This is a genomic window from Pseudomonas sp. B10(2017) (assembly GCF_002113295.1).
Lineage (GTDB): Bacteria > Pseudomonadota > Gammaproteobacteria > Pseudomonadales > Pseudomonadaceae > Aquipseudomonas > Aquipseudomonas pudica.
On the sequence record NZ_NEJU01000002.1, the window covers coordinates 386,474 to 412,964 of the forward strand.

The following is a 26,491-nucleotide window of genomic DNA, read 5'->3' on the forward strand; positions in this document are numbered from 1 at the left end:
ACGGGCGCACATGGCTACCTTGCACACCCAGATCAACCCGCGTTCGGCGGAGTTCGCCAGCAACAGCGCGGCCATGCTCGAACAGGTCCAGGCCCTGCGCGGCCTGCTCGCCCAAGTGGCCCAGGGCGGTGGGCCCAAGGCACAGGAGCGGCACACTTCGCGTGGCAAGCTGCTGCCGCGCGAGCGCATCGACCGCCTGCTGGACCCGGGCTCGCCGTTCCTCGAAATCGGCCAACTGGCTGCCCATGAGGTATATGGCGAAGACGTGCCCGCTGCGGGCGTGATCGCCGGCATCGGCCGCGTCGAAGGCGTGGAATGCATGATCGTGGCCAACGACGCCACGGTAAAAGGCGGTTCCTACTACCCGCTGACGGTGAAGAAGCACCTGCGTGCGCAGACCATCGCCCTGCAGAACCGCCTGCCGTGCATCTACCTGGTGGACTCTGGCGGCGCCAACCTGCCACGCCAGGACGAAGTGTTCCCCGACCGCGAGCACTTCGGGCGGATCTTCTTCAACCAGGCCAACATGAGCGCGCTGGGCATTCCGCAGATTGCAGTGGTGATGGGCTCGTGCACCGCCGGCGGTGCCTACGTGCCAGCGATGGCCGACGAAGCGATCATGGTGCGCCAGCAAGCGACCATCTTCCTCGCCGGGCCACCCTTGGTAAAGGCCGCCACCGGTGAAGTGGTGAGTGCCGAAGACCTCGGCGGTGCCGATGTTCACTGCCGCACCAGCGGCGTGGCCGACCACTATGCCGACAACGACGAACACGCCCTGGCACTGGCCCGACGCAGCGTGGCCAACCTCAACTGGCACAAGCTGGGCAAGCTGCAGCGCCTGGCCCCGGTGGCACCGCTGTATGCCGCCGATGAGCTGTATGGCGTGGTGCCGGCCGATGCCAAGCAACCGTTCGACGTGCGCGAGGTGATCGCGCGCCTGGTCGACGGCTCGGTGTTCGACGAGTTCAAGGCGCTGTTCGGTACCACCCTGGTGTGCGGCTTCGCCCACCTGCACGGCTACCCGGTGGCGATCCTCGCCAACAACGGCATCCTGTTCGCCGAGGCCGCGCAAAAAGGCGCGCACTTCATCGAGCTGGCCTGCCAGCGCGGCATCCCGCTGCTGTTCCTGCAGAACATCACTGGCTTCATGGTCGGCAAGAAGTACGAAGAAGGCGGCATCGCCAAGCACGGCGCCAAACTGGTCACTGCCGTGGCTTGCGCCCAGGTGCCGAAGTTCACGGTGATCATCGGCGGCAGCTTCGGCGCCGGCAACTACGGCATGTGCGGCCGTGCCTACGACCCGCGCTTCCTGTGGATGTGGCCCAACGCGCGGATTGGCGTGATGGGGGCCGAACAGGCCGCCGGCGTGCTGGCCCAGGTCAAGCGCGAACAGAGCGAGCGCAGTGGTCACCCGTTCAGCGCGGAAGACGAAGCCCGGCTCAAGCAGCCGATCCTTGACCAGTACGAGCACCAGGGCCACCCCTACTATTCCAGCGCCCGCCTGTGGGACGACGGTGTCATCGACCCGGCACAGACCCGCGACGTGCTCGGCCTGGCGTTGTCCGCAGCGCTGAACGCACCGATCGAACAGAGCCGCTTCGGCATTTTCCGGATGTGACCCATGAGCGATTTCAGCACCCTCGAAGTGATCCGCGACCCGCGCGGCTTCGCCACCCTGTGGCTGAGCCGCGAGGACAAGAACAACGCGTTCAACGCCTTGATGATCCGCGAACTGATTGTCGCCCTGGACCAGTTGGCCGAGGACGCCACCCTGCGCTTCGTGCTGCTGCGCGGCCGCGGCCGGCACTTCAGTGCCGGTGCCGACCTGGCCTGGATGCAGCAGTCGGCGCAGCTGGACTTCAACACCAACCTGGATGACGCCCGCGAGCTGGGCGAGCTGATGTATGCCCTGCACCGCCTCAAGGCGCCGACCCTGGCCGTGGTGCAAGGCGCGGCCTTTGGCGGCGCGCTGGGCCTGATCAGCTGCTGCGACATGGCCATCGGCGCCGAAGACGCCCAGCTGTGCCTGTCGGAAGTGCGCATCGGCCTGGCACCGGCAGTGATCAGCCCGTTCGTGGTCAAGGCCATCGGCGAGCGTGCCGCGCGCCGCTATGCCCTCACCGCCGAGCGTTTCAGCGGTGTGCGGGCCCGCGAGCTGGGCCTGCTGGCCGAGGTCTACCCAGCCAGCGAGCTGGACGCCCAGGTCGAAGCCTGGGTGAGCAACCTGCTGCAGAACAGCCCCCAAGCGCTACGCGCCACCAAGGACCTGCTGCGTGAAGTGGACGACGGTGAACTCAGCCCGGCCCTGCGCCGCTACTGCGAAAACACCATCGCCCGCATCCGCGTCAGCGCCGAAGGCCAGGAGGGCCTGCGCGCCTTCCTGGAAAAACGACGCCCCGCCTGGCAAACCGACGACAAGAAGGAACCGCGCCCATGAGCCGCCCCGCTTTGACCACCCTGCTGGTCGCCAACCGCGGCGAAATCGCCTGCCGGGTGATGCGCACCGCCAAGGCCATGGGCCTGACCACCGTGGCCGTGCACAGCGCCACCGACCGTGATGCCCGGCACAGCCGCGAAGCCGATATCCGCGTCGACCTCGGCGGCACCAAGGCTGCCGAAAGCTACCTGCTGGTCGACAAGCTGCTGGCTGCCGCCAAGGCCAGCGGTGCCCAGGCCATCCACCCGGGCTATGGCTTCCTGTCCGAGAACGCAGGCTTTGCCCGCGCCATCGAAGAGGCCGGGCTGATCTTCCTCGGCCCTCCGGCCAGTGCCATCGACGCCATGGGCAGCAAGTCGGCGGCCAAGGCACTGATGGAAGCTGCTGGCGTGCCGCTGGTGCCGGGCTACCACGGCGAAGCCCAGGACCTGGATACCTTCCGCGCCGCCGCCGAACGCATCGGCTACCCGGTGCTGCTCAAGGCCAGCGCCGGCGGCGGAGGCAAGGGCATGAAAGTGGTCGAGGAGGAAAGCCAGTTGGCCGACGCCCTGGCCTCGGCCCAGCGCGAGGCACAGTCGTCGTTCGGCGATGCACGCATGCTGGTGGAAAAGTACGTGCTCAAGCCTCGCCACGTGGAAATCCAGGTATTCGCCGACCAGCACGGCAACTGCCTGTACCTCAACGAGCGTGACTGTTCGATCCAGCGCCGCCACCAGAAGGTGGTGGAAGAAGCCCCTGCGCCAGGCCTTTCACCCGAATTGCGCCGGGCCATGGGTGAAGCGGCGGTACGCGCGGCCCAGGCCATCGGCTACGTGGGCGCAGGCACCGTGGAATTCCTGCTCGATGCCCGTGGCGAGTTCTTCTTCATGGAAATGAACACCCGCCTGCAGGTGGAGCACCCGGTCACCGAGGCCATTACCGGGCTCGACCTGGTGGCCTGGCAGATTCGCGTGGCCTGCGGCGAGGCCCTGCCGATCACCCAGGAACAGGTGCCGCTGATCGGCCATGCCATCGAAGTGCGCCTGTATGCCGAAGACCCGGCCAACGAATTCCTGCCCGCGACCGGCAAGCTGGCGCTGTACCGCGAGTCGGCAGTCGGCGAAGGCCGAAGGGTGGACAGCGGGGTCAGCGAAGGTGATGTGGTGTCGCCGTTCTACGACCCGATGCTGGGCAAGCTGATCGCCTGGGGCGAAGACCGCGAGCAGGCGCGCCTGCGCTTGCTGGCCATGCTCGACGAGTTTGCCATTGGCGGGTTGAAGACCAACATCGCCTTCCTGCGGCGCATTCTCGCCCACCCGGCGTTTGCTGCAGCGGAGTTGGATACTGGCTTCATTCCGCGTCATCAGGAGGTTTTGCTGCCCGCGCCACAAGCGCTGCCGGCAGGCTTCTGGGAAGCAGCGGCCGAGGCCTGGCTGCAGGGTCAGGCCGCACATCAGCGGGACGACGACCGCAGTTCGCCATGGGCCGAGCGCAACGGCCTGCGCCTTGGCCTGCCGGCGCGCAGCAGCCTGCATCTGGTGAGTGGCGGGCAGGACCAGGCGGTTGCCCTGGAGCGTAGCGCTGCGTCTACCTGGCAGCTGGTGGGCGAGCAGTTGGTACATGACCAGGCGGGCGTGCGTCGCCAGCATCTGGCGATCCGCCGCGGTGGCACGCTGTACTTGCACTGGGACGGCGAGATGCATGCCATCGAAGCCTTCGACCCGATTGCCGAGGCCGAGGCCAGCCATAGCCATCAAGGCGGCCTGGGCGCGCCCATGAACGGCAGCATCGTGCGGGTGCTGGTGGAGCCTGGGCAGGTGGTGGAAGCAGGTACGGCGCTGGTAGTGCTGGAGGCCATGAAGATGGAGCACAGCATTCGCGCGCCGCATGGCGGCACGGTAAAGGCGTTGTTCTGCCAGGAAGGGGATATGGTCAGCGAAGGGACGGTACTGGTCGATTTGGCAGAGTAAGCGTCCTGGGGGCCGCTTTGCGGCCCTTTCGCGACACAAGGCCGCTCCTACAGGTACGGTGCATGCCCTGAGGTTGGTGCGGTACTTGTGGGAGCGGCCTTGTGTCGCGAAAGGGCTGCACAGCAGCCCCCGGCAAGCTAGAAAACCTCGTGCCCCCGCACGACCACGCCCAGAAACTCGCAGCCTTCTTCACACAGGACTGTCGGATAGCGCGTATTCAGCGGCTTGAGCATCTTGTCTCCGCCCTCCTCGACCAACTGCCGCAATACTGCCGGCCGCCCGGGCTGCCGCGCGATTACCAACCTCCCTGGTTCTGCGGGCAGGCCGGTATCCACCAGCACACGCATGCCCTCAGGCACGCTCTTGCCGCTGGCGGCATTCATCGAGTCGTTTTCCACCACCAACCAGAATGCATTGCCTGCGGGCATATAGTCCGTCTGTTCGTGGGCCTTGCTTGCCTCTGGCAAAGGCCCCTGCAAGTCAGCCCAACTCAGCACCGGGAAGCGAAAGCTCGCATACAGCAGCGCTTCGGCCGAAACCGGCTGTTCAGCCGCATAGTGACCAGGCGATTCGCGCACGATATCGCGCTCCACCACCATCACTTGGGCTTCCAGAAACACCAGCCCAAGTTTTTCGAGCTTTTCGTTGATGGTTTCCAGCGTCGGCCGCCGCGTGCCACGCAGCCAATGCCCCACGCCCCCCTGAGTCATGCCCAGGCGTTCGGCCAGCTTCAGTTGGCTGAGATTGTGTTCGCGCTTGTAGCGCTTGAGAAATGCGTTCCAGTTTTCCATGAGCGGCAACAATACGGACTGTATTACTCGCAGCAATACACAATCTGAATTATTTATTTTTAGATAGATAGTACAGACTGACCTATCCTGTGATTCCCGCGTGTTTGAAGGGAAATCAGAAGGTATCGCGATGAAACATCCGAAAAACGACGAAACAGATCTCGACAGCGAAGCCGCCCGCCGCGCTCTCGACTACTACCTCAACCCCAACCCGCCGCGTCCCACTCTGGACAACAAGATCTGGACCCTGCACGAGGGCGTAACCACCGACCAGGCCCAGGAGCACGCCATCGCTCTGCTGCGCTGCGCCGCCGCCACCGCACAGGAAACCGCCACCCACCAGCAGGGCAGCCAGCGCGAGCTGACCTTCGCCCTGATGCACATGATGGACATGGCCCGCGCACTGCTGGAGCACAAACGCACCGGGAAACCGGGTTTGTAGACACGAAGAGAAGGGAGAGAACGTGATGGCCGGGTAACGGCAAAGGCCCCGATTGCCGGGACAAGGAAGCGCATCGGTAAAACTTTTTTACCGGATTAGCGAAAATTCATTTGACTGGCAAATGATAACGATTATTATTGCACTCAGCTGATCGCAAGATCTGCTGGATAACCTGGAGCTTAGGTCGCTCTCAGATTATCTCCTCATCAGGCTAATCACGGTTTTTGACCCAGCTTTTTGCTGGGTCTTTTTTTTGGCTCTTCAGGCTAATGAAGATCGTGATGGCGCGCATGATAGCAAAAGTGTTTCAGGGCGTGAACGCTCATTACAAAACTTTGCGGAATCAGCACTTGAGAATCAATCTCGTTTCACCTACGCTGATCACGCATCACGGAAGATGCCCCCATCCCTCCCCCTCCATAGAGCAAGGAGCTGTCCATGAGCCGTCTGCTGCTGCACCTTGAGCACCCAACCCCTGCTGCCGAACATCATGCCGACGACGCCCTGCTGCACGCCCTGAAACGCCTGCCACGGCGTGTGCAACAAGTATTCCTGCTCAACCGCCTCGACCAACTGGACTTCGCCAGCATCGCCGCCCGCCTCGACCTGCCATTGGCGAGTATCGAGCGGCACATGGACCAGGCACTGCAGGCCGGCCGCTCGCGCCGGGATGTGCTGGCGAGTGTTGCCGGGCAATGGTACGTGCGCTTGCAGAGCCCACAGGTAACGGCCTGCGAGCGGATTGATTTTCGCCGTTGGCTGGATGCGGACATGGCGAATCTGCAGGCGTTCCATGACACGGAACTGCACTGGCGCAGCCTGTTGGCACCGGCACGGCAACTGGGCCAGGACGGCTGGTACCAGCAAGGTCGGGCGGCGCTGTCGTTGGGCGGCTGTTCAGTTGCGGTCGGGCTTGGCGTGGCGGCGTTGGTGCTGTTCGGTATCTGGGCCTGATCAACACCTCAGCTACGCCGTAATCGCTTTCAACGAGGATGGCTCGTTTGCTATCAAGTTCGAGTGCTGGTCAGCGTTTCCGTCAGGCATGCAAGCAGTAGCCATCCGCACAAGCTGGCACCCAGGAACAGCAGCCCCAGGCTCATCGGCAACGCGCTTTCGACGCCAGCAATCAGACTGCCAGCCAGACCACCACCTGCGAACAACAATGTCGTATTGAGCGACGCTGCCGCACCGGCCTGCTGCGGGTAACGCGCCAAGGCCTGGGTCGTTGCAGCCGGACGCACCAGCGTTGTCCCGGTCGTGCAGATGATCATCGGCAGCAGCAGCCCCGCCACCGTCAATCCCGCTACCTGTCCCCAGATCACCAATGTGATGCCCCCGGCAGCAATCAGCAGGAATCCCGTCTTGATCTGAAACTGCGGGGTTACGCGATTGTTCAAGTAGGTCGCGGTTGCTCCGCCAGCGATATACGCAAGCCCATAGGCAATAAATACCAGCGAGAATTGATAGGGCGTCAGCCCCAGACTGTCCATCAACGCCAATGGCGCGACAACGATGAAGGAAAAATGGCAGGCAAACGCGAGGCTGGATAGCAAGGAGTGCGCAAGAAAGGTCGTATCACGCAGCAGGACCCAATAGCTGCGCATGCCTGAACGGCCTCGGGATACAGGCGTGTCCTGCAGCAGTACGCAGGACAGGCATGAAACGATCACGGCGATGAAAGCGAATACCGTAAAGCTGCCCTTCCAGCCAAAGGATTGTTGGAGAAAAGCGCCTGCGACCGGTGACAACGAAATGAACAGCCCACTTGCGCTGGTCAGCAGGATCCGCATGGCATTGCGCTGTTTACCACTGTACAGATCCTGCACAAGCGCCTGGCCCAGCACGAAACTCCCGCACCCCACGGCCTGCAGCAAACGGAAAGCCATGAACGTCTCATAGCGGGTTGAAAATACACAACCCACTGCCCCTGCAATGGACACTCCCAACCCCGCGAGTAACAACCGCTTGCGTCCCATGCCATCCGACAATGGCCCGATCACGATTTGCGCCAGGGCGACACCAAACGCAAAGAAGCTCACCGAGTAGGCTATCTGCTGTGACTCGACGTGAAACTCGTCTGCGAGCGCCGGGAATGATGGCAGGATTACATCCAGCGGGAATACACCCAATAGACACAACAGAATCAACAAGGCCGAGCACAGATAGCTATTGAGTGACCCCAAGGGCCCGGAAATAGTCACTGGAATCTCCCTGGAAGCGCCGAGCCTTGATGGTAGCGATACCCTGAAGATGTACAACCCGGACCGGGCAGCGAAACCTCCGATGGTGTTGTAGGACCTTTCCCTATCACTTATTACCGATGAGGTCTGATGCCATATAGCTTTCTGCTGACTGGACAGCGAGCGCCCAGCGACGTCTCGGGATTCGGATCCTGACACTGTCGCCGGGCAAGCCCTTCCAGAAAACCGCTTAGCCTTCCAGCCCTTTCTTCAGCGCCGCCAGGCCGTCTTCGTAGATGCCGGCGAAAAGCGCGGTTGCTTCAGCATCGCTGATACCCACCGGTACGAACGAACCGGACCATTCCACGCGAGATCCGCTACCTTCAGCCACCACGCGCAGGGTCGACTGGTAGTCACGCACCGGCGCCGGGCCCGTGAGGATGGTGTAGCTGTAGCTGCGGCCGGCTTCGTTGAAGTCCAGCAGGCGCTCGATGATGGTGTCGCCAGCCACGCTCTTCAGGGTTCGAACGCGGCCGCCTTCGCTCAGGGTGCTTTCGGGGATGAACGGCAGCCAGTCGGGCAGCGCGTCGAAACCGCCAATCAGTTGCCAGACGCGGTTGGCATCGGTTGCCAGGGTGATGGAAGCTTGTGCAGTTGCCATGGTGATTCTCCTCGGGGCGTGGCCCCATTGATTCGGGGTAGACAGGGCCGCAATGCGGCCCTGCAATATCGGTTCAAACAGCAGGTACCGGAGCCTGAGCGTTGATCAGCCCTTGCTGGCGCAGATCGTTCCAGAAGGCCATCGGAATCACCTTGCTCAGGGCGGCGAGGTCTTCGTTGGCGTGCGCCGGGCGGGTGGAGCCCGGGATCACCGAGACCACGGCCGGGTGTGCCAGGGCGAACTGCAGGGCCGCCGCCTTCACATCCACGCCATGGGCACGGGCCACGGCACGGATGCGCTCGAGCTTGGCCAGCACCGGCTGGGTGGCTTTCTGGTACTCGAAGTGCTCGCCGCCGGCGGTAACACCCGAGCTGTACGGGCCACCCACGACAATGCCGACACCCTGCTCCACCGCTTGCGGCAGGACGCGTTGCAGTGCGCGGTCGTGGTCCAGCAGCGAGTAGCGGCCGGCCAGCAGGAAGCCGTCCGGACGGGCTTCTTCCAGGTCGAGGGTCAGCTCGATCGGCTCGACGCGGTTCACACCCAGGCCCCAGGCCTTGATCACACCTTCTTCACGCAGACGGGTCAGTACGCGGAAGGCACCAGTACGGGCGACTTCGAACTGGCTCAGCCATTCATCACCGTAGAAGTCCTGGGCGATGTCGTGGATCCAGACGATGTCCAGGCGGTCGGTCTTCAGGCGGCGCAGGCTGTCTTCGATCGAGCGCAGGGTGGCGTCGGCGCTGTAGTCGTTGACGATGCGGTTGCGGTTGCCGTGCTCGAACAGGCCGCTTTTTTCGCCCAGTTCACGGGCAGCCGGGTCTTCCAGTTCGTCGAGGATGATGCGACCCACCTTGGTGCTGAGCACGTACTCGTCACGTGGGCGACCGACCAGGGCATTGCCCAGGCGGCTTTCGGAGAGGCCGGCACCGTAGAAAGGCGCGCTGTCGAAGTAGCGCACACCGTTGTTCCAGGCGGCATCGACGGTAGCCTGTACTTCGTCTTCAGGCACGTTGCGGAACATGTTGCCCAGTGGGGCGGTACCGAAGCCCAGCGGGTTGGCGATAAGGGATTTGAGGTTCATGTGCATTTTCCTGATGAGGGAGTCGGTTGTGAACTCCAGTGGCTGCAATCCTATGCGCCACCCACCAAGACCGTCCAAGTCATATTTCGAACGACTTTAGACCGTTTATGCAACACCACTCAATCATGCTTCACTATGCCTGTATCCCACCATAGCATCGATGCGATAGCGATCAGCCCCTTGTTGCCCCCAACAGTCTGTCGTGCGGACTGCTCTCAGTAATTGAAATCATGACCTAGCTGGCCCTGCACCCATTCAAGGAATTGTCGAACCCTGCGGGTTTCAGCATGGCCTCGAGGAAAGACCAGGTGGTGGGCACTGACGGGCGTCGCCAGGTCTTCTGCAAATACCGGTACCAACTCGCCGCGGGCGATATAGTCCTGCGCCAGCAGGGAACTCTCCAAGGCCAGCCCATACCCATGGCTGGCGGCCTCCAGGCTCATGTAGGAGCGATCGAAGCTCAGTGCGTAGGGGGACTGAGGCAACGCCACACCTTGCTGGGCGAACCATTGGGGCCATTGCACCAACGCGGCTTCCGACAGGATCAGGTTCTGCCCCAGCAGATCGCTGGGCTGCTCGATAGACGTACGCTCGAGAAGCTGTGGCGAGGCCAGCACAGTTGCACGTTCATGTCGGATGGTGCGCACTTCCAGGCTGGGCCAGTTGGGGTAGCCATGACGAATATCCAGGTCGATCTGATGACGTCCGAAGTGCAGCGACTCGTAGGAGCACGACAGGTTGATCTGGATTTGCGGGTGACTGTTACGAAAATGGTCCAGGCGCGGTAGCAACCAGAGCAGGCCGAAGCTAGGCGCGGAATGAAGCCGCAGGCAATCGAAGCCCACCGAGTTGCCAGCGCGCTCGGTGGCAGTAGCCAGGCTCTGCAATATGCCTGACACCTCGCGCAGGTACTGCTCGCCTGCCGGGGTCAGCGCAACACCGCGTGCCTCGCGAATGAACAATGGGCGACCGATCAAGGCTTCCAGATTGGCAATCTGGTGGCTCACCGCAGAGGGCGTGAGGTTCAACTGCTCTGCGGCACGTGCGACGTTGGCGAAACGAGCAACTTGCTCGAAGGCCTGAATTGCTTTCAGGGAAGGGATCTGAGGAAGTTTTCGAAGGTTGTCCAGGCTCATGACCATTCCTGAAGGATTCACAGCGGTACCAAGGCTTTTACCTTCCTGTAAGCCCCAGGCACAAGTCGAGGGCTGAATTTTTTTCAGCACCGGGTGAAAGAGGCAGCGTTGCTCGGGGTGCTGTCCGGGACGAAGCTGTGCCTATCGGTTCTGCCGGAACCGTCGCTCACAACAATAATCATCTGGAGCAACCTCGATGCTGTTAACAGGAAAATTTGCCGTGATCACCGGCGCGGCCTCTGCCCGAGGTATCGGCCGGGCAACAGCCCAGGCGTTTGCCGACCAAGGCGCCAGAGTCGCCATCCTCGACCTGGACGCTACTGCCGCAGCCGAAGCTGCCGCTTCACTTGGCGAAGGCCACCTTGGCCTGGCTGCCAACGTTGCCGATGAAGCACAGGTACGTGATGCCATCGCCCAGGTACTCGCGCAATTCGGTCGGATCGACGTGCTGGTAAACAACGCCGGTATCACTCAACCGGTGAAAACCCTGGAAATCACCGGGGCTGACTATGACCGGATTCTCAACGTGAACCTGCGTGGCACATTGTTGATGTCCCAGGCGGTGATCCCAGCCATGCGTGCGCAACGCGCCGGCAGCATCATCTGCATGTCGTCGGTGTCTGCCCAACGTGGTGGCGGCATCTTCGGTGGCCCCCACTACAGCGCAGCGAAGGCTGGCGTGCTCGGTCTGGGCAAGGCGATGGCCCGTGAACTGGGACCGGACAATATTCGCGTCAACTCGATCACGCCAGGCCTGATTCACACTGACATCACCGGTGGCCTCATGCAGGATGAGCGCCGTCACGCCATCATCGAAGGCATCCCGCTGGGCCGCCTGGGTGAGGCGCGCGATGTCGCCAATGCGGCATTGTTCCTGGCCAGTGACCTGTCCAGCTACCTGACGGGCATTACCCTGGATGTCAACGGCGGGATGCTGATCCACTGAGCATCCGGTGCATCGTGACCTGCACCTGACCCGGCGCAGGTCACGCGTTCGATAACAACAAGAGATCAGAACGAATGACCACAATAGCGCTCGATGCGGCATCCGCCGCACGCAGCAGCGCCTACCGTAAAACGGCCTGGCGACTGATGCCTTTTCTCATGCTCTGCTACCTGTGCGCCTATCTGGACAGGGTCAATGTCGGCTTTGCGAAGCTGCAGATGATGGACGACCTTGCCCTTTCCGAAGCGGTCTACGGACTGGGCGCTGGCATGTTCTTCATTGGCTACTTTCTCTGCGAGGTGCCCAGCAACATCATTCTGCACAAAGTGGGCGCTCGACGCTGGATCGCTCGCATCATGATCACCTGGGGCATCATCTCGGCGATGTTCGCCCTGGTAGAGACAGCCTGGCAATTCTATACCCTGCGCTTTTTGCTGGGGATCGCCGAAGCAGGCCTGGCACCGGGGCTTCTGCTGTACCTGACCTATTGGTTCCCGTCTTACCGCCGGGCGAAGATTACCGCGCTGTGGTTCATCGCGATTCCGCTCTCGGGCATGATCGGTGGCCCCTTGTCGGGCTGGATCATGGAGCGCTTTGCCGGCGTGCACGGCTGGGCGGGCTGGCAGTGGATGTTCCTGCTCGAAGCCATCCCCACCGTGCTGGTGGGCATCCTGGTGCTGAGCTACCTGAAGGATGGCGTCGATCAGGCCCATTGGTTGAGCGACGAAGAAAAAGCCCTGGTGCGCAAGGAACTGGCTGAAGACGAGCAACACAAGGTGAACCACGGCTCGGTGGCCGAATTCATCCGCGACCGTCGGCTCTGGTTGCTGGCGGGTATCTACTTCTGCGTGGTGATGGGCCAGTACGCAATCACGTTCTGGCTACCTACGCTGGTACGCAATGCCGGCGTCAACGAACCTTTGCACATCGGCCTGCTGACCAGCCTGCCGTACCTGTGTGCCATTGTCGCGATGCTGTTGGCCGGGCGCAGTGGCGACCGTCACCGTGAACGCCGCTGGCACCTGGCGATCCCCATGCTGATCGGCGCACTTGGCCTGAGCCTCGCCGCAGCACTGGGCAGCAGCCTGATGCTGTCGATCCTCAGTCTGTGCCTGGCTGCGGCAGGGGTGCTGTCCGCCTCCTCGCTGTTCTGGATGCTGCCCACCACGTTGCTGGGAGGTGTCTCGGCGGCAGCAGGCATCGCGGCGGTGAACAGTTTTGCCAACCTCGCCGGTTTCTGCTCGCCGTACCTGATCGGCTGGGTCACTACCACCTTGGGCAGCAATGCCATCGGCATGTATCTCATCACGGCCGTACTCATGTTTGGCGCCTTCCTGGTGTCGCGAGTACCGGCCCATCTGGTCAATCGTTGATTCGATAAAGGAGTCACCTCAATGACTGCTGTGCCTACCTACACTGAGGCGCTGCCGCTGGCTGTGCGCGCCCGAAATATCCGCCACCACGCATTGCGCATGGGGCAAGTCCAGGGCCAGGGCTATGTCGGCCAGGCTCTGGGCGCCGCCGACTTGCTGGCAGTAGCGTATTTCCATGCGCTGCGCATCGACCCCGGCAACCCCGAATGGGAGCAACGCGACCGCTTCTACCTGTCCATCGGGCACTACGCGATCGCCCTCTACGCCGCACTGATCGAGGCCGGCGTAATCCCCGAGGAGGAGCTTGAAACCTACGGTAGCGACGACAGCCGCTTGCCCATGTCCGGTATGGCTGCCTACACCCCAGGCATGGAGATCACCGGTGGCTCGCTCGGCCACGGCTTGGGCATCGCCGTCGGCGCTTGTCTCGGGCTCAAACGCAAGGGGTCGGACAGCTGGGTGTACAACCTGCTGTCCGATGGCGAGCTCAACGAGGGCTCGACCTGGGAGGCTGCCATGTCGGCCAGCCATTGGCGGCTGGACAACCTGATCGCCATCATCGATGTGAACAACCAGCAGGCGGATGGTCATTCCAGTGAGGTACTGGCCTTCGAGCCAATCGTCGACCGCTGGCAAAGCTTTGGCTGGTTCGTCCAGCGAGTGGACGGCAATGACCTGGATGCGCTGGTCGGCGCCTTCGACCAGGCCCGCGCCCACACCGGGGCACAACCGCGCGTCATCATCTGCGATACCCGCATGGGCAAAGGCGTGCCTTTCCTGGAAAACCGCGACAAGACGCACTTCATTCGCGTCGATGAAAACGAATGGGACCTCGCCCTCAAAGCGCTGGACGCCGGGAGCCAAGCATGAGCACTGTGAACTCACCCAAGAAGCGCCTGACCACCTCGGCCATGATCGCCTCGATTGCCGCCGACGGTCAGCCGACCCGCCCTGCCCCGTTCGGCCATGCCTTGGCAAGCCTGGCCGAGCAACGTCAGGATATAGTTGGACTGAGTGCCGACCTGTCCAAGTACACCGACTTGCACATCTTCGCCAAAGCCCACCCCGAGCGCTTCTATCAAATGGGCATGGCCGAACAATTGCTGATGAGCGCCGCCGCCGGCATGGCACGGGAAGGCATGACCCCCTTTGCCACCACTTATGCGGTGTTCGCTTCCCGTCGGGCTTATGACTTCATCTGCATGGCAATCGCAGAAGAGAACCTCAACGTCAAGATCGTCTGTGGGCTGCCTGGCCTGACCACCGGTTATGGCCCTAGCCACCAGGCCACGGATGACCTGGCCATCTTCCGGGCGATGCCCAACCTGATGATCGTCGACCCCTGCGATGCGCTGGAGATCGAACAGGCTGTGCCAGCGATCGCTGCCCATCAGGGTCCGGTCTACATGCGGCTGCTGCGCGGCAACGTACCCTTGGTGCTCGATCGCTACGACTACCAGTTCCAGCTGGGCAAGGCACAGGTGCTGCGCGGTGGCCGAGACGTGCTGTTGATTGCCAGTGGCCTCATGACCATGCGCGCCCTGGAGGCTGCGGAGCAGTTGCAAAAGGACGGCGTGGATGTGTCGGTGCTGCACGTGCCTACCATCAAACCGCTCGATGAACAGACCATCCTCGCCGAGGCACGCAAGCCTGGCCGCCTGGTGGTCACGGCGGAAAACCATTCGATCATAGGGGGCCTGGGGGAAGCAGTGGCGGGCGTACTGCTGCGCAATGGGGTCACACCCACCTTCCGCCAGATCGCGCTACCGGATGCGTTTCTCGATGCGGGTGCACTGCCGACTTTGCATGACCGATACGGGATCTCCACTGACGCTGTGTCGAGGCAGATCAAGGCGTGGCTTTAACCGTAACGACGGATAGAACCTGAGGCGGCGGATGGCACCGGCTTTGCCGGTGTTCGCGGGTGAATCGGGCTCCCACAAGTTACGCGCAAGGTTCAAGGGCTGCGCAAATCCTGTGGGAGACTCCATGGAATCTTTAGCACGCCAAATGCTGAGGCAACCCGCTGGCCCCGCGGGTTGCCGGCCAAGCACGCTGGCCGGCTTGCAGATACTCAGCGGTTCCAGGGTGCCTCGGCGTGTGCGTCGATGCCATAACGCAGCCGCGCTGCGGCGTGCTTGCCAGGATCGATGCCTGCCAATGCCGCCAGGGCAATGTGCTGACGATCAACCTCGAAGAAGCGACGCAGTGCCGAGCGCGTGTCACTCCGGCCAAAGCCATCGGTACCCAGGGCGGTGAACGGCGCGCTGACATGGGCAGCGATCAACTGGGCATAGGCGCGCACGTAGTCACTGGCCGCCACCACCGGCACAGGCCCGGGCAGGCAGCGCTGCAAGTGGCTCTGCCCTTCGCACTGGCTGCCGAAAAGGCGCTGGCGCTCTACCTCGCGAGCATCGCGTGCCAGCTCCGAGAAACTGGTGACACTCCAGATCTGGCTGCTGATACCCCAGTCCTGCAGCAACAGCTCGGCGGCGGCAATCACCTCCCGCATGATTGCGCCGGAACCCAACAGGCGTACCGCTGGCTCTTCCGTTCCGCGCATGCCGTACAGGCGCATGCCGCGGATCACATCGTCGTGTTCGCTGTCCTGCAGCGGGGCCTGGGTGTAGTTCTCGTTGGTCACCGTCAGGTAGTAGAACTCATCGCACTGCTGCTCGAGCATGCGTCGGCTGCCATGGTCGATGATCACGGCCGCTTCGCTGGCGAACGCCGGGTCGTAGGCGCGGCAGTTAGGCACCGTCGAGGCGATGAGCTGGCTGGTACCGTCCTGGTGTTGCAGGCCCTCGCCTGCCAGGGTGGTGCGGCCAGCGGTGGCGCCGATCAGGAAACCACGGGCGCGCTGGTCGGCAGCCGCCCAGATCAGGTCGCCAATGCGCTGGAAACCGAACATCGAATAGTAGATATAGAACGGCAGCATCGGCTCGCCGTTGACGCTGTAGGAAGTCGCTGCGGCGACCCACGAAGAGACAGCACCGGCTTCGGTAATGCCCTCCTCCAGCAACTGGCCGTCGGTGGATTCCTTGTAGTACAGCAATGCACCGGCGTCTTCCGGTTCGTAGAGCTGGCCAACGGGTGAATAGATGCCAACCTGGCGGAACAGATTGGCCATGCCAAAGGTACGCGCCTCGTCGGCCACGATGGGCACTATGCGTGGGCCGAGTTGCTTGTCCTTGAGCAGGTTGGTGAAGAGCCGTACCACAGCCATCGTGGTGGAGATTTCCCGATCGTCGGGGGCCAGGGCGAACCGTGCATAGTCAGCAAGTGGTGGTACGGCGATGCTGGGGGCCAGGCTGCTGCGTCGAGGCAGGTAGCCACCCAGCGACTGCCGGCGGGCATGCAAGTAGCACAGTTCGGGGCTGTCATCGTGCGGTCGATAAAAGCGCATCTCCTCCACCGCCTGGTCATCCAGTGGCAGCGCAAAACGGTCCCGAAACGCCTTGAGGGCCTCGACGTCCAGTTTCTTCTGTTGGTGCGCGGTGTTGCGCGACTCCCCGGCCTGGCCCATACCGAAGCCTTTCTTGGTCTTCGCCAGGATGACCGTCGGGTGCCCCTTGTGGCGCTTCGCTGCGTCGAATGCAGCGTGCAACTTGCGAAAATCGTGGCCGCCGCGACGCAAGCCATCGATTTCGGCCGGGCTCATGTGAGCGACCAGCGCGTGCAGCTCCGGGTCGAGGTCGAAGAAATGCGCAAGGTTGTAGGCTGCATCGTTGGCACCCAGGGCCTGGTACTGGCCATCGACGGTGCTGGCCAGGCGGCGCAGCAGAACGTGGTGGTGGTCCCGGGCGAACAGGGCATCCCAGCCCGAGCCCCAGACCACTTTGACAACGTTCCAGCCAGCACCTTTGAACAGCGACTCCAGCTCCTGGATGATTTGCCCGTTACCGCGCACAGGCCCGTCAAGCCGCTGCAGGTTGCAGTTGATCACGAAGGTGACATTGTCCAGCTTCTCCCGAGCGGCAAGCGACAATGCTGCGACCGACTCCGGCTCATCCATCTCGCCATCGCCGAACACCCCCCAGACATGGCGGCCTTCGGTCGAGGCAATGCCACGGTGTTGCAGGTAACGCAGGAAGCGGGCCTGATAGATCGAGCTGATCGGGCCGATGCCCATGGAGCCTGTCGGAAACTGCCAGAAGTCTGGCATGAGCCACGGATGGGGATAGGAGCACAGCCCGCCGCCATCCACCTCTTGCCGATAACGCTCGAGTTGCTGTTGCTCCAGCCGGCCCTCCAGGAAAGCGCGCGCATAGACACCTGGCGCGGAATGCGGCTGGAAATACACCAGGTCGCCTTTGCCTTGTGCAGTATCGGCGCGGAAGAAATGGTTGAAGCCCACTTCGAAGATTTCCGCGGCAGAGGCGTAACTGGCGATATGGCCGCCCAGCTCGCCATAAGCCATGTTCGCCTTGGCCACCATGGCCAGCGCGTTCCAGCGGATGATCGAAGTAATGCGCTCTTCCATCGCCAGATCACCGGGGTACTCCGGTTGCTGTTCCACGGCGATGGTGTTCTGGTAAAGCGAGTATGGGTTGGCAGCGATTCGAGCCCCCAGGTGGCCGGCATGCTCGGCCAGGCGTTGCAGCAGGAATTCCACCCTCCCACTGCCCTCGGTGCGAGCGACGCCCTCCAGGGCATCCAGCCATTCGTTCGTCTCGACGGCATCAACATCTTCAGTACCTTGATCGGCGATCCTGGGCACTTGAATCGGATTACTCATTTCACACGACCTCAGGTAATTGAAACGACAGCCGCGGGTGCGCCTACTCAAGGTAGACCCCACATTCATCATGCGCAGGCATACGCACCCGGCGCACTCCTACCTATGCGCCCTGCAGGGCCGACCGATAAGCGAAGATCCCCGGTGCCCCACCGGTCATCAGCAGCAAGATGTTGTCACCCTGTGCGTACAAGCCGCTTTCCAGGTCGGCGACCAGGCCGGCGAACGCTTTTCCGGAGTAGACCGGATCAAGCAACAGCCCCTCGGAACGGGCCATGAGTTGCAACGCCGACAGCATGGCCTTCGTCGGCACACCATAGCCCGCGCCGCGATGTGCACCATCGACGGCAATCATTGACGGCTCGATAACCTGCTCGCTGCCAAGCAGCTCCAAGGTCTGCCGGGTAAGCTCAAGCGTGCGACGGTGCGACTCAGGCGCTTCGGCCAGTACCGCGAAGGACTTGATGAAGCCCGGCGCACGCCCCATCGCAGCAAACCCGGCGGCCATGCCCGCATGGGTGCCGGAACTGCCATTGGCCATGACCATGTGCGTGAACTCAAGGCCCATGCTGGCTTCTTGTCGGGCAATTTCCAGCGCGGCCTTGGCGTAGCCCAGGCAACCCACGGCTGTTGAGCCGCCGGTAGGAATAACCCTGACCTTGCAGCCCTGCATTTGCAGCTCCTGCGCACGGGTGTCGGCCCAACTCGCCGTGGTAAAGCCTTCAGGCACGATATGCACGACGGCCCCGAACAGCGCATCCAGAAGCATATTGCCGTTGTGCTCGTACTCTTCATCGTCCCGGGGGACGGCACGGCCCAGCACAAGTTCGCAACGCATGCCCAGCTTCGCACAGGCTGCCGCAGTCAAACGTGCATGATTGGATTGCAGCCCGCCCATTGTCACGACCACATCCACCTTGTCTCGAAGGGCCTCGCCAAGGTGAAACTCAAGCTTTCGCAGCTTGTTGCCACCGCCGCCCAGGGCCATGTAATCGTCACGCTTGGCGAACAGCTTGATGCCGCGCTTCACCAGCCCCAGCGAACGCTCAAGGCCTTCAAGCCGCTGGATAGGTGTTGGCCGGTCAAGCAGGCTGATTTGTGGGAAATGATCGAGCAGAGAGTGCAAGGGCGCCACGGGCGTACCTCATTGATGACTTGACACTCATACGTTAAGAAAAAACAATTTGTTAATAAATAAAAGCACCGTTCAATTATCTTTAACCTGGAGTTAAAAGATGGACCGCCTGCGCGCCATGGAGGTATTTATCAGCGTCACCGAACAGGGCAGTTTCAGCCAGGCGGCCGAGCATCTGGAACTGTCCGTGGTGATGGTGAGCAGGTATATCCGCCAGCTTGAAGATGCGATGCAGGTCGAACTGATCCAGCGCAGTACCCGGCGCATGCACGTCACCGAAGCAGGTCGCATGTTCTACGAAGAGTCCAAGCAGGCCCTGGATCAGGTTCGCCGGGCATATGAGCGCGTCGAAAGCTTGCAACAGGCCCCTAGCGGATTACTGCGCGTCAGTGCCCCCATGACCCTGGGCTCGTCCTTGGTTGCGCCGCTGGTTGCCGGCTTCCTCGCCGAGCACCCGGACGTGCGCATTGACCTGGTGCTCAGCAACAGTGTCGTCGACCTGATGGCGGAGGGCTTCGATGCGGCTTTTCGCATTGGCAACCTGGGCGATGTCGATCTGGTGGCGAAAGGGCTGCGCCCTTATCGCATGGTTATCTGCGCCGCCCCCGGCTACCTGGACAGGCACGGGCACCCAGCCGTTCCGGCAGACCTGGCCGGGCACAGGTTACTGGCGCACTCCACATGGACCAACCGTTTCACCTGGCCCTTGCTGGACGCTGGCAAGGAATACCCCTGGCCGGAACACTGGGTGCTGAAAAGCAACGATGGCCAGGCACTGCGGCTGGCCGCCCTGGCAGGCAACGGGATCCTGCTGCAACCCGAGTTCCTGGTAGCCGAAGACCTTCGCGAAGGGCGTCTGGTCACGTTGCTTGACGACTTCCTGCCCGCTACCCGCCCGGTCAACCTGGTCTATCTGCGCCAGCGCAGCGCGCTACCCAAACTGGATGCCTTCATTCGCTACATCCTGAGGCACGCGGGGTAAGAGGCCGCGCCGAATCGGCATTGGCGCCATCGCAGGGCAACACGATGCTCCTTAACCTCCTGCCACGCTACCGATGAAGTTCGCCAGCTCTGCTGTTCGGGGTGCCGCAAAAACCTCGCGCGGATGGCCCGTCTCGTGGACTTTGCCCTGATGCATGAAGACCAGCTTGTCACCGACTTCCCGGGCAAAACGCATTTCATGGGTGACCATGATCAGGGTCATGCCTTCACTGGCCAGCTGGCGCACCACACCGAGCACCTCATTGACCAGCTCCGGGTCGAGCGCCGAGGTGATCTCGTCGCACAGCAATACCTTGGGCGACATGGCAAGCGCCCGGGCAATCGCCACCCGCTGCTGCTGGCCGCCGGAAAGGCGGTCCGGGTAGGCGTCGAACTTGTCGCCCAGGCCAACCCTGGCGAGCATCTGCTCGGCCAACTGGCGGGCCTCGGCCTTGCCGGCCTTCTTCACCACCTGGGGCGCAAGCATGACATTCTGGCCCACGGTCAGGTGAGGGAAGAGGTTGAACTGCTGGAACACCATGCCGACCTTCTGCCGCAGCGAGCGCAAGTCGGCGCGGCTGGCATCCAGGTATTCGCCATCCACCTCGATCACCCCGTCGCTGATCGACTCCAGGCCGTTGAGGGTTCGCAGGAAGGTACTCTTGCCGGAACCGCTACGGCCGATGATGGCAACCACCTCGCCTTCCTCGATCGCCAGGTCGACACCCTTGAGCACGTGGTTGTCGCCATAGTACTTGTGCAATGCGGACACTCTAAGCAGGGGCATGCAGCCTCCTCTCCAGGTAACGGGCGCTCAGCGAGAGCGGGTAGCAAAGGACGAAGTAACCCACGGCCACCAGACCGTAGATCAGGAACGGTTCAAAGGTGGCGTTGGCCAACATGCCGCCGGTCTTGGTCAGCTCGGTGAAACCGATGATCGAGGTCACCGCCGTGCCCTTGACCACCTGCACCGAGAACCCGACCGTCGGTGCGACGGCAATGCGCAGGGCCTGGGGCAGGATCACGTGGCGCAACTGCTCCAGACGGCTCATGGCCAGGCTGCCGGAGGCCTCCCACTGGCCATGTGGTATGGACTCGACGCATCCCCGCCAGATCTCGGCGAGAAAGGCACTGGTGAACAGCGTCAAGGCGATGGCCGCCGCCATCCAGGCCGACACATCGATACCGAACAGGGCGATGCCGAAAAACACCATGAACAGCTGCATCAGCAGTGGCGTCCCCTGGAACAGCTCGATGTAGCTCCTCGCCGCGCCACGCAGCAACCGGCTAGCGGAGATGCGCGCCAACAGCAGCAACAGCCCGGCAATACCACCGCAGACGAATGCCACCAGCGACAGCAGCAAGGTCCATTGCAAGCCTGCGAGCAGGTTGCGCACGATGTCCCACAAGGTGAAATCCATTCAGCGTCTCCCTGTCAAAGCGCGCCGGCCGACCCATGCCAGCAGCTGACGAACCAGGATGGCCATGACCAGATACAAGGCCGTGGTCAGCAGGTATGTCTCGAAAGCCCGGAAGTTGCGCGACTGGATGAAGTTGGCAGCGAACGACAGTTCCTCCGTGGCGATCTGCGAGCACACCGCCGACCCGAGCATGACGATCACGATCTGGCTCGACAGGGCCGGCCAGACCTTGGCCAGTGCCGGTTGCAGCACCACATGGCGAAAAGCCTCGAAACGGCTCATGGCCAACGCCGCAGCAGCCTCCAGTTGCCCTCTGGGGATGGCCTGGATACCCGCCCGAATGATCTCGGTGGAATAGGCGCCAAGGTTGATCACCATCGCCAGTACCGCCGCCTGCCATTCCGTCAAACGAACGCCAAGCGCGGGCAGGCCGAAGAAGATGAAGAACAACTGGACGATGAAAGGCGTGTTGCGGATCAGTTCCACGTAAAGGCCGAACAGGGCATCGAACGGCCGTAGTCGCCAGGCGCACACCACCGCGCCAAGCACACCGATGGCCACGCCGAACAGTGTGCCGATCAACGTCAGCTCAAGCGTGAACACAGCCCCTTCGAGCAGCAGGCCGCCTTGAGCCAGCACCGGGGAAAAGTCAAATTGATAGGCCATGGGTCAGCGACTCCAGGGCCGTTCAAAGGTCGGCCGGCAATGGCTGCTTCAGCCATTTTTCGGCATTGCGGTTGAGGCTGCCGTCGGCCTTGGCCGCATCCAGGGTGGCGTTGACTTTTTCGAGCAAGGCCGGCTCCTGCTTGGCCAAGCCCACATACACGGGCGAGTCCTTGAGCTTGACCTTCATCACCGGCACCTTGCCCGGATTCTTCTCGGCAATGACAGCCATCACCACACTGCCGCTGGCGATCAGTTCGACCTGGCCCGACAGGTAGGCGGCAATGGTCGAGTTGTTGTCCTCGAAGCGCTTGATGATCGTACCCTGTGGGGCGACCGCGGATAACGCCATGTCCTCGATCGAGCCACGCGTGACACTGATGGTCTTGCCGGCAACGGCACCGATATCGTCGACCGACGTCTCGGCCGGCCCGAACACTGCCAGGTAGAACGGTGCGTAGGGGCGGGAAAAATCGATCACCGCTTCTCGCTCCGGGTTCTTGCCCAGGCTGGAAATCACCAGGTCGACCTTGCCGGTCGTGAGGAACGGAATGCGGTTGGTGCTGTTGACCGGGGTCAGCGCCAGCTTGACGCCGAGCCTGTCGGCCAGCAGTTGTGCGGTGTCTATGTCCAGGCCGCGGGGTTTGAGGTCCGGCCCTACCGAGCCGAAGGGAGGGAAGTCCTGGGGTACGGCAACCTTGAGCACGCCCCGGGCAGTGATGTCGGCCAGCGCATCGGCCTGGGCATGGGAAACGCTCATGACGCCGCCGCAAAGCAGGGTGGCCAGAAACAGGGTACGGATGTTTTTCATGGAAAATGCCTCGGGTGCATGCGAAGAAGTTGCCTAGCCCGAAAAGCACAGGCCGTGCCAGTGTTGCCCGGCAGCCCCGGAATACGCTTTCGCCCGTGGGCATCACGCGGTCTTACTGGTCTGAACAGATAACGCCAATCGCTCTGCCTTCGCCCCCCTTTCGTGCAGCCACCTGCCCCGTTGCGTCAGCGTGGGGCGAGGCTTGCCAGGCAACCGGTAAAGCCTTTAAAAAGCGCAGACCCCTTGCCAGCTGGTCTGAACAGATGCTCGACACACTCCCCCGTGCAGTTCCGGAAATCGCTTTGCAGGCTATCCGCAGGCTGATCCAGGACGGCGACTACCAGCCTGGTGATGCCCTGCCCTCCCAACGTGACCTGGCAGAGCAGTTGGGTGTAAGCCGCGCCTCACTGCGCGAGGCGCTGTCCTCCTTGAGCGCCTTGGGGCTGGTGAGCGTACAGCCGGGCAAGGGGGTATTCGTCCAGGCGCCGCCACCCGTTACCGGTTTCTCCTGGCCCTATGCCGAACAGGTATCCGCCATCGATACGTTCCAGTTGCGCTATGCACTCGAAGGGTTTGCCGCCAGCTTGGCGGCGCTGTACCTGACGGCAGCGGACATCGATGCGCTCGAAGCCAATGTCGAGTCGATGCGCCAGGAGCTGCGCGCCGGCAATTTCGAGGCCGCAGCGCGACTGGACTTCGCCTTTCACCGTCGCCTGCTGGAAGCGAGTGGCAACCACGCCATGCTGCAGGTGATCACCACCAACCAGGACATTTTCCTGGAGAGCCAGAAGCTGCCGTTCATTCGCCCGGAACGCGCCATGGAGACCTGGCAGGAGCACCGCAAGATCCTGCGCCAGCTTGCCCGTGGCAACCAGGCCGGGGCGCAGCGTGCGATGCAGGAGCATATCCGCAGCGCGGCATCGCGCACGAACGTGGTGTTCGCATGCTGACTAGTCCGCCAAACGCCGGAACACCAAACCGGAAATTCCGCACATGGCAGCGCACAGCAACATCACCGCTGCGATATCGGCCACCGAGGTTTCGCTACGCCCATCCAACCCGGCCAGCATCCCCAACAGCCCCCCTGCCAGGCTCACCGACATGGCCATGGTCAGCTGCACGGACATCGCCGACAACGAACTGGCCGCCGCTGAGCGCTCACCGGGCACGTCCTGATAACTGGCAGCCCCCAACGTCGAGAACTGCAGTGAACGCACCAGGCCTGCGGCGAACAGCACCGCAGCCATCAGCCACACAGCAGTATCACGATCAAAACTGGCGCACAGGGCAATCCCCACACCACTGAGCACGGCATTGCAACTGAGCACTCGTCGATAGCCGTAGCGCCGTACCAGTGGCTCTGCCAGCAGCTTCATCAGCAGCGCGCCGGCGCCACCACTGACCACCAGCCCCCCCGCCGCCAACGGGCTCAAGCCCAGGCAGTTCTGCAGCAGCAGCACGATCAGGAACGGTTGGGCTGCCGAGCCCAAACGGAACAGCCCGCCACCCGCCTGGGCCACGCCAAAGCTGCGCAGGCGCAGCAGCGACAGGTCCACCAGCGGACTGGGGTGTCGCCGCGCGTGCAGCAGATACCCCAACGCACAGGCTGCTCCACCGGCCACAAGCACCATGGCCCAGGCCTGCGGCAACTGCCCCAGCCCCAGCGCCTCCAGGCCGAACACCAACATGGCCAGAGCACCACCACTGAGCAGCAGGCCACGCACATCCAACGGTGGCACCGGCCGTGCGGGATAGTCCGGCACATGCCGCAGGATCAGCCAGCAACCGAGCAGGCAGATAGGCAGGTTGATCAGAAAGATCCAGTGCCAGGACAGCACCGTCACCAGCAAACCACCGAGCAACGGCCCGACCAGCGGCCCCACCAGCGCCGGCAGGGCCAACCACGACATGGCCTGCAGCAGCTGCTGGCGGCTCGACCAACGCAGGATGATCACTTGCCCCACCGGTGTCATCAATGCCCCGGCAGCCCCCTGCAGCATGCGCCCCAGGCACAGCTGCCAGAGCGTATCGGCCAGGGCGCAGGCCAGCGAGGCGCAGGTGAACAAGCCCATCGCCGACAACATGACCTGGCGCGGGCGAAGGCGCTCGGCAGCCCAGCCACTGACCGGCACGCACAGGGCCAGGGCAAGCATGTACAGCGACACCACCAGATTCATGCGCAGCCCCGGCTCGCCGAAATCGGCGGCCATCTGCGGCAAGGCGGTCATTACCGCAGTGCTGTCGAGCAGTTCCATGAACAAGGCGGCACCGATGATCACCGGTACCTTGGGGCTTTGCACATGGCCGGCCAGCAAGGCCGGCTGGGCGGTCAAAACAGCCCCGAGACAGGTGGGCGAGTGCCCTTGAGCTGCCAGGCACCGACCACCGCCGCCTTCCATTGACGCGGGTTATGATTGGCCACGGTGCGGGCGTTGCGCCAGTGGCGGTCGAGGTTGTGCTGGCGGCCGGTGGTGGAGGCACCGCCAACGTCGAACAGCGTTTGTGCAGCCTTGAGCGCCAGCTCGGCGACCAGGTACTGGGTCTGCGCCACCTCGATCGCAGCCTGCTCCACGGCAACTTCAGCCAGTTGCGCGGCCCAGGCCTTGTCGATGGTTGCAGCGGCCTTGAGGACCATGGCCTCAGCGCCATAGGCACGGGCGGCGATATCGCCGACCGACAGTTCTACATAGGGGTCGTCCACCGAGCGGCTGGCCGTGCTGTGCTTGATCGGGCGGGCATGCTCGCGGGCGAAGCGGGTGGCGTCGTCCAGCGCATTGCGGGCGATACCGGCCAGCACGGTGGCAAGGAACAGCTGCAGGAACGGCGTGACGATAGTGCGTTTGCCCTCCTCCACGGTACGCGTGCGGATATCGCTGGCCTCGACGCGCACATTGCGCAAGTGGGTGGTGCCGCTGGCGGTCAGGCGCTGGCCCATGGCGTCAAAGTCATCGACCAGCTCCAGGCCCTCGCGATCGCGCGGCAGGATGAACGAAACCGGCTGCTCGTCCTCGTCCAGGGCAACGGCGCTGACGTAATCGGCGAACAGCGCACCCGTGCTGTAGAACTTGCTGCCATTGGCACGAAAGTGTTCGCCCTCGCGCACCAGGCGCGCGGCGATGGCGCCGTTGGCACCGCCCAGTTCCCAGCCGGCATTGCCGATTACCGCACCCTGCAGATAGCGCGCGAACCAACGCTCGCGCTCCTGCTCGGCGCCTTCGGCCTGTGAAGCCAGCAGGCCTTCGACAAAGGCAAAGCCCGGGCGCAGGGCCTGGGCCACGTTGGAGTCGACCGAGGCGATTTGCAGCAGCAGTTCGATCACATCGCTGACACTGCCGCCGGGGCCACCGTACTGGCCTGGGATACGCACGGTGTAAAGCCCGGCTGCCGCAAGCTGGGCAATGGCCTCATGGGGCAACAGGCGTTCGCGTTCGCGCTGCGCGGCGCCTTCGCCGATGGCGGGCAGCAGGGCTGCGATGCGGGCCTTCAGCTCCGTGACGCTGGTGGCCGGAGCCTGGGTTGGGAAACGTTGAAATGTGGTCATGGTTCAGTCCTTTAAGTGCATCTTTCGTTTAGGCGACCCGAGCCCTGTGGGAGCAGCGCTCTTGCCAATTCCTGAAGCTGGCGCTATCCCCTGTGGGAGCCGCGCTTGCCGGCGATGGGCCGCGAAGCGGCCCCGGCGATTCATGCAACAGCCTTGAAATCGTGGAGCCGCTTCGCGGCCCATCGCCGGCAAGCGCGGCTCC

At 62.9% G+C, this 26,491-nt stretch carries 24 protein-coding genes; 11 read left to right on the forward strand and 13 right to left on the reverse strand.

Annotation, left to right across the window (positions count from 1 at the left end):
• The first annotated feature begins 10 nt into the window (after window positions 1-10).
• From CAF92_RS04390 to CAF92_RS04400, 3 genes are read left to right on the forward strand one after another with little or no spacing between them, the layout of a single operon-like run.
• On the forward strand, window positions 11-1,618 hold the full coding sequence (locus CAF92_RS04390; protein WP_046615628.1) for a carboxyl transferase domain-containing protein: 1,608 nt from the start codon (window positions 11-13) through the stop codon (window positions 1,616-1,618).
• A 3-nt stretch (window positions 1,619-1,621) separates the two neighbouring features.
• Window positions 1,622-2,437, forward strand: coding sequence for a gamma-carboxygeranoyl-CoA hydratase (locus CAF92_RS04395; protein ID WP_046615627.1), 816 nt, complete (start codon window positions 1,622-1,624; stop codon window positions 2,435-2,437).
• Window positions 2,434-4,386 carry an acetyl/propionyl/methylcrotonyl-CoA carboxylase subunit alpha gene (locus CAF92_RS04400; RefSeq protein WP_085599434.1) on the forward strand — a complete coding sequence of 651 codons (1,953 nt, stop codon included), beginning with the start codon at window positions 2,434-2,436 and terminating at the stop codon, window positions 4,384-4,386. The genes CAF92_RS04395 and CAF92_RS04400 overlap by 4 nt, the downstream gene beginning before the upstream one ends.
• A 137-nt stretch (window positions 4,387-4,523) precedes the next feature.
• Here the strand turns inward: CAF92_RS04400 and CAF92_RS04405 are convergent, their stop codons facing one another.
• On the reverse strand, window positions 4,524-5,177 hold the full coding sequence (locus CAF92_RS04405; RefSeq protein ID WP_046615625.1) for a LexA family transcriptional regulator: 654 nt from the start codon (window positions 5,175-5,177) through the stop codon (window positions 4,524-4,526).
• 130 nt (window positions 5,178-5,307) lie between these two features.
• On the opposite strand from CAF92_RS04405, the gene CAF92_RS04410 reads away from it, so the two are divergent.
• Window positions 5,308-5,619, forward strand: coding sequence for a DUF6124 family protein (locus CAF92_RS04410; RefSeq protein WP_046615624.1), 312 nt, complete (start codon window positions 5,308-5,310; stop codon window positions 5,617-5,619).
• Window positions 5,620-6,057: 438 nt separating this feature from the next.
• On the forward strand, window positions 6,058-6,573 hold the full coding sequence (locus CAF92_RS04415; protein WP_085599436.1) for a DUF4880 domain-containing protein: 516 nt from the start codon (window positions 6,058-6,060) through the stop codon (window positions 6,571-6,573).
• Between the two features lie 53 nt (window positions 6,574-6,626).
• Here CAF92_RS04415 and CAF92_RS04420 read toward each other — a convergent pair whose 3' ends face one another.
• The 4 genes from CAF92_RS04420 to CAF92_RS04435 form a co-directional block, all read right to left on the reverse strand.
• Window positions 6,627-7,814: an MFS transporter gene (locus CAF92_RS04420; RefSeq protein WP_085599544.1), complete on the reverse strand. Its 1,188-nt coding sequence runs from the start codon at window positions 7,812-7,814 to the stop codon at window positions 6,627-6,629.
• Window positions 7,815-8,049: 235 nt separating this feature from the next.
• Window positions 8,050-8,460 carry an SRPBCC family protein gene (locus CAF92_RS04425; RefSeq protein ID WP_085599438.1) on the reverse strand — a complete coding sequence of 137 codons (411 nt, stop codon included), beginning with the start codon at window positions 8,458-8,460 and terminating at the stop codon, window positions 8,050-8,052.
• A gap of 73 nt (window positions 8,461-8,533) precedes the next feature.
• Entirely contained in the window at window positions 8,534-9,544 is a 1,011-nt protein-coding gene (locus tag CAF92_RS04430) for an aldo/keto reductase (RefSeq protein WP_085599440.1), read from the reverse strand.
• 215 nt (window positions 9,545-9,759) lie between these two features.
• On the reverse strand, window positions 9,760-10,680 hold the full coding sequence (locus CAF92_RS04435; protein WP_085599442.1) for a LysR substrate-binding domain-containing protein: 921 nt from the start codon (window positions 10,678-10,680) through the stop codon (window positions 9,760-9,762).
• Between the two features lie 196 nt (window positions 10,681-10,876).
• Between CAF92_RS04435 and CAF92_RS04440 the strand changes: the two genes are divergently transcribed.
• The 4 genes from CAF92_RS04440 to CAF92_RS04455 all read left to right on the forward strand — a co-directional run bounded on the left by CAF92_RS04440 (window position 10,877) and on the right by CAF92_RS04455 (window position 14,864).
• Complete coding sequence (locus CAF92_RS04440) at window positions 10,877-11,626, forward strand: SDR family NAD(P)-dependent oxidoreductase (RefSeq protein WP_063912632.1); 750 nt, start codon at window positions 10,877-10,879, stop codon at window positions 11,624-11,626.
• 74 nt (window positions 11,627-11,700) lie between these two features.
• On the forward strand, window positions 11,701-12,999 hold the full coding sequence (locus CAF92_RS04445; protein WP_085599444.1) for an MFS transporter: 1,299 nt from the start codon (window positions 11,701-11,703) through the stop codon (window positions 12,997-12,999).
• Window positions 13,000-13,020: 21 nt separating this feature from the next.
• On the forward strand, window positions 13,021-13,869 hold the full coding sequence (locus tag CAF92_RS04450; RefSeq protein WP_063912634.1) for a transketolase: 849 nt from the start codon (window positions 13,021-13,023) through the stop codon (window positions 13,867-13,869).
• On the forward strand, window positions 13,866-14,864 hold the full coding sequence (locus CAF92_RS04455) for a transketolase family protein (protein ID WP_015271019.1): 999 nt from the start codon (window positions 13,866-13,868) through the stop codon (window positions 14,862-14,864). Before CAF92_RS04450 ends, CAF92_RS04455 begins: the two co-directional genes overlap by 4 nt.
• A 209-nt stretch (window positions 14,865-15,073) precedes the next feature.
• Here CAF92_RS04455 and mdeB read toward each other — a convergent pair whose 3' ends face one another.
• Window positions 15,074-17,737 (reverse strand): alpha-ketoglutarate dehydrogenase, encoded by a 2,664-nt coding sequence (gene mdeB, locus CAF92_RS04460; protein WP_085599446.1) that lies wholly within the window; start codon window positions 17,735-17,737, stop codon window positions 15,074-15,076.
• 103 nt (window positions 17,738-17,840) lie between these two features.
• Window positions 17,841-18,872, reverse strand: a complete 1,032-nt coding sequence (locus CAF92_RS04465; protein WP_178081763.1) for a D-cysteine desulfhydrase family protein — start codon at window positions 18,870-18,872, stop codon at window positions 17,841-17,843.
• 100 nt (window positions 18,873-18,972) lie between these two features.
• On the opposite strand from CAF92_RS04465, the gene CAF92_RS04470 reads away from it, so the two are divergent.
• Window positions 18,973-19,854 (forward strand): LysR substrate-binding domain-containing protein, encoded by an 882-nt coding sequence (locus CAF92_RS04470; RefSeq protein ID WP_085599448.1) that lies wholly within the window; start codon window positions 18,973-18,975, stop codon window positions 19,852-19,854.
• A gap of 51 nt (window positions 19,855-19,905) precedes the next feature.
• Here the strand turns inward: CAF92_RS04470 and CAF92_RS04475 are convergent, their stop codons facing one another.
• Genes CAF92_RS04475 through CAF92_RS04490 form a run of 4 tightly spaced genes read right to left on the reverse strand, consistent with a single transcriptional unit; the run spans window position 19,906 to window position 22,748 of the window.
• Window positions 19,906-20,640 (reverse strand): amino acid ABC transporter ATP-binding protein, encoded by a 735-nt coding sequence (locus CAF92_RS04475; RefSeq protein ID WP_046615618.1) that lies wholly within the window; start codon window positions 20,638-20,640, stop codon window positions 19,906-19,908.
• Window positions 20,627-21,274, reverse strand: coding sequence for an amino acid ABC transporter permease (locus CAF92_RS04480; RefSeq protein WP_046615617.1), 648 nt, complete (start codon window positions 21,272-21,274; stop codon window positions 20,627-20,629). Before CAF92_RS04480 ends, CAF92_RS04475 begins: the two co-directional genes overlap by 14 nt.
• Window positions 21,275-21,940 (reverse strand): amino acid ABC transporter permease, encoded by a 666-nt coding sequence (locus CAF92_RS04485; RefSeq protein WP_085599450.1) that lies wholly within the window; start codon window positions 21,938-21,940, stop codon window positions 21,275-21,277.
• A gap of 22 nt (window positions 21,941-21,962) precedes the next feature.
• Window positions 21,963-22,748 (reverse strand): transporter substrate-binding domain-containing protein, encoded by a 786-nt coding sequence (locus tag CAF92_RS04490; RefSeq protein WP_085599452.1) that lies wholly within the window; start codon window positions 22,746-22,748, stop codon window positions 21,963-21,965.
• 263 nt (window positions 22,749-23,011) lie between these two features.
• Between CAF92_RS04490 and CAF92_RS04495 the strand changes: the two genes are divergently transcribed.
• On the forward strand, window positions 23,012-23,698 hold the full coding sequence (locus CAF92_RS04495; protein ID WP_085599454.1) for a FadR/GntR family transcriptional regulator: 687 nt from the start codon (window positions 23,012-23,014) through the stop codon (window positions 23,696-23,698).
• Here the strand turns inward: CAF92_RS04495 and CAF92_RS04500 are convergent, their stop codons facing one another.
• Window positions 23,699-25,081 carry an MFS transporter gene (locus CAF92_RS04500; RefSeq protein WP_085599456.1) on the reverse strand — a complete coding sequence of 461 codons (1,383 nt, stop codon included), beginning with the start codon at window positions 25,079-25,081 and terminating at the stop codon, window positions 23,699-23,701.
• Window positions 25,078-26,289 carry an acyl-CoA dehydrogenase family protein gene (locus tag CAF92_RS04505; RefSeq protein WP_085599459.1) on the reverse strand — a complete coding sequence of 404 codons (1,212 nt, stop codon included), beginning with the start codon at window positions 26,287-26,289 and terminating at the stop codon, window positions 25,078-25,080. The genes CAF92_RS04500 and CAF92_RS04505 overlap by 4 nt, the downstream gene beginning before the upstream one ends.
• Window positions 26,290-26,491: the final 202 nt, after the last annotated feature.

Excerpts from the sequence above, each read along its gene's own strand:
- CAF92_RS04455 (WP_015271019.1), top strand. The coding sequence starts at position 13,866 with ATGAGCACTGTGAACTCACCCAAGAAGCGCCTGACCACCTCGGCCATG.
- CAF92_RS04445 (WP_085599444.1), top strand. The coding sequence starts at position 11,701 with ATGACCACAATAGCGCTCGATGCGGCATCCGCCGCACGCAGCAGCGCC.
- CAF92_RS04470 (WP_085599448.1), top strand. The coding sequence starts at position 18,973 with ATGGACCGCCTGCGCGCCATGGAGGTATTTATCAGCGTCACCGAACAG.
- CAF92_RS04505 (WP_085599459.1), bottom strand. The coding sequence starts at position 26,289 with ATGACCACATTTCAACGTTTCCCAACCCAGGCTCCGGCCACCAGCGTC.
- CAF92_RS04440 (WP_063912632.1), top strand. The coding sequence starts at position 10,877 with ATGCTGTTAACAGGAAAATTTGCCGTGATCACCGGCGCGGCCTCTGCC.
- CAF92_RS04450 (WP_063912634.1), top strand. The coding sequence starts at position 13,021 with ATGACTGCTGTGCCTACCTACACTGAGGCGCTGCCGCTGGCTGTGCGC.
- CAF92_RS04480 (WP_046615617.1), bottom strand. The coding sequence starts at position 21,274 with ATGGATTTCACCTTGTGGGACATCGTGCGCAACCTGCTCGCAGGCTTG.
- CAF92_RS04490 (WP_085599452.1), bottom strand. The coding sequence starts at position 22,748 with ATGAAAAACATCCGTACCCTGTTTCTGGCCACCCTGCTTTGCGGCGGC.
- mdeB (WP_085599446.1), bottom strand. The coding sequence starts at position 17,737 with ATGAGTAATCCGATTCAAGTGCCCAGGATCGCCGATCAAGGTACTGAA.
- CAF92_RS04435 (WP_085599442.1), bottom strand. The coding sequence starts at position 10,680 with ATGAGCCTGGACAACCTTCGAAAACTTCCTCAGATCCCTTCCCTGAAA.
- CAF92_RS04395 (WP_046615627.1), top strand. The coding sequence starts at position 1,622 with ATGAGCGATTTCAGCACCCTCGAAGTGATCCGCGACCCGCGCGGCTTC.
- CAF92_RS04410 (WP_046615624.1), top strand. The coding sequence starts at position 5,308 with ATGAAACATCCGAAAAACGACGAAACAGATCTCGACAGCGAAGCCGCC.
- CAF92_RS04495 (WP_085599454.1), top strand. The coding sequence starts at position 23,012 with ATGCTCGACACACTCCCCCGTGCAGTTCCGGAAATCGCTTTGCAGGCT.
- CAF92_RS04485 (WP_085599450.1), bottom strand. The coding sequence starts at position 21,940 with ATGGCCTATCAATTTGACTTTTCCCCGGTGCTGGCTCAAGGCGGCCTG.
- CAF92_RS04425 (WP_085599438.1), bottom strand. The coding sequence starts at position 8,460 with ATGGCAACTGCACAAGCTTCCATCACCCTGGCAACCGATGCCAACCGC.
- CAF92_RS04430 (WP_085599440.1), bottom strand. The coding sequence starts at position 9,544 with ATGAACCTCAAATCCCTTATCGCCAACCCGCTGGGCTTCGGTACCGCC.
- CAF92_RS04390 (WP_046615628.1), top strand. The coding sequence starts at position 11 with ATGGCTACCTTGCACACCCAGATCAACCCGCGTTCGGCGGAGTTCGCC.
- CAF92_RS04475 (WP_046615618.1), bottom strand. The coding sequence starts at position 20,640 with ATGCCCCTGCTTAGAGTGTCCGCATTGCACAAGTACTATGGCGACAAC.
- CAF92_RS04415 (WP_085599436.1), top strand. The coding sequence starts at position 6,058 with ATGAGCCGTCTGCTGCTGCACCTTGAGCACCCAACCCCTGCTGCCGAA.
- CAF92_RS04400 (WP_085599434.1), top strand. The coding sequence starts at position 2,434 with ATGAGCCGCCCCGCTTTGACCACCCTGCTGGTCGCCAACCGCGGCGAA.
- CAF92_RS04405 (WP_046615625.1), bottom strand. The coding sequence starts at position 5,177 with ATGGAAAACTGGAACGCATTTCTCAAGCGCTACAAGCGCGAACACAAT.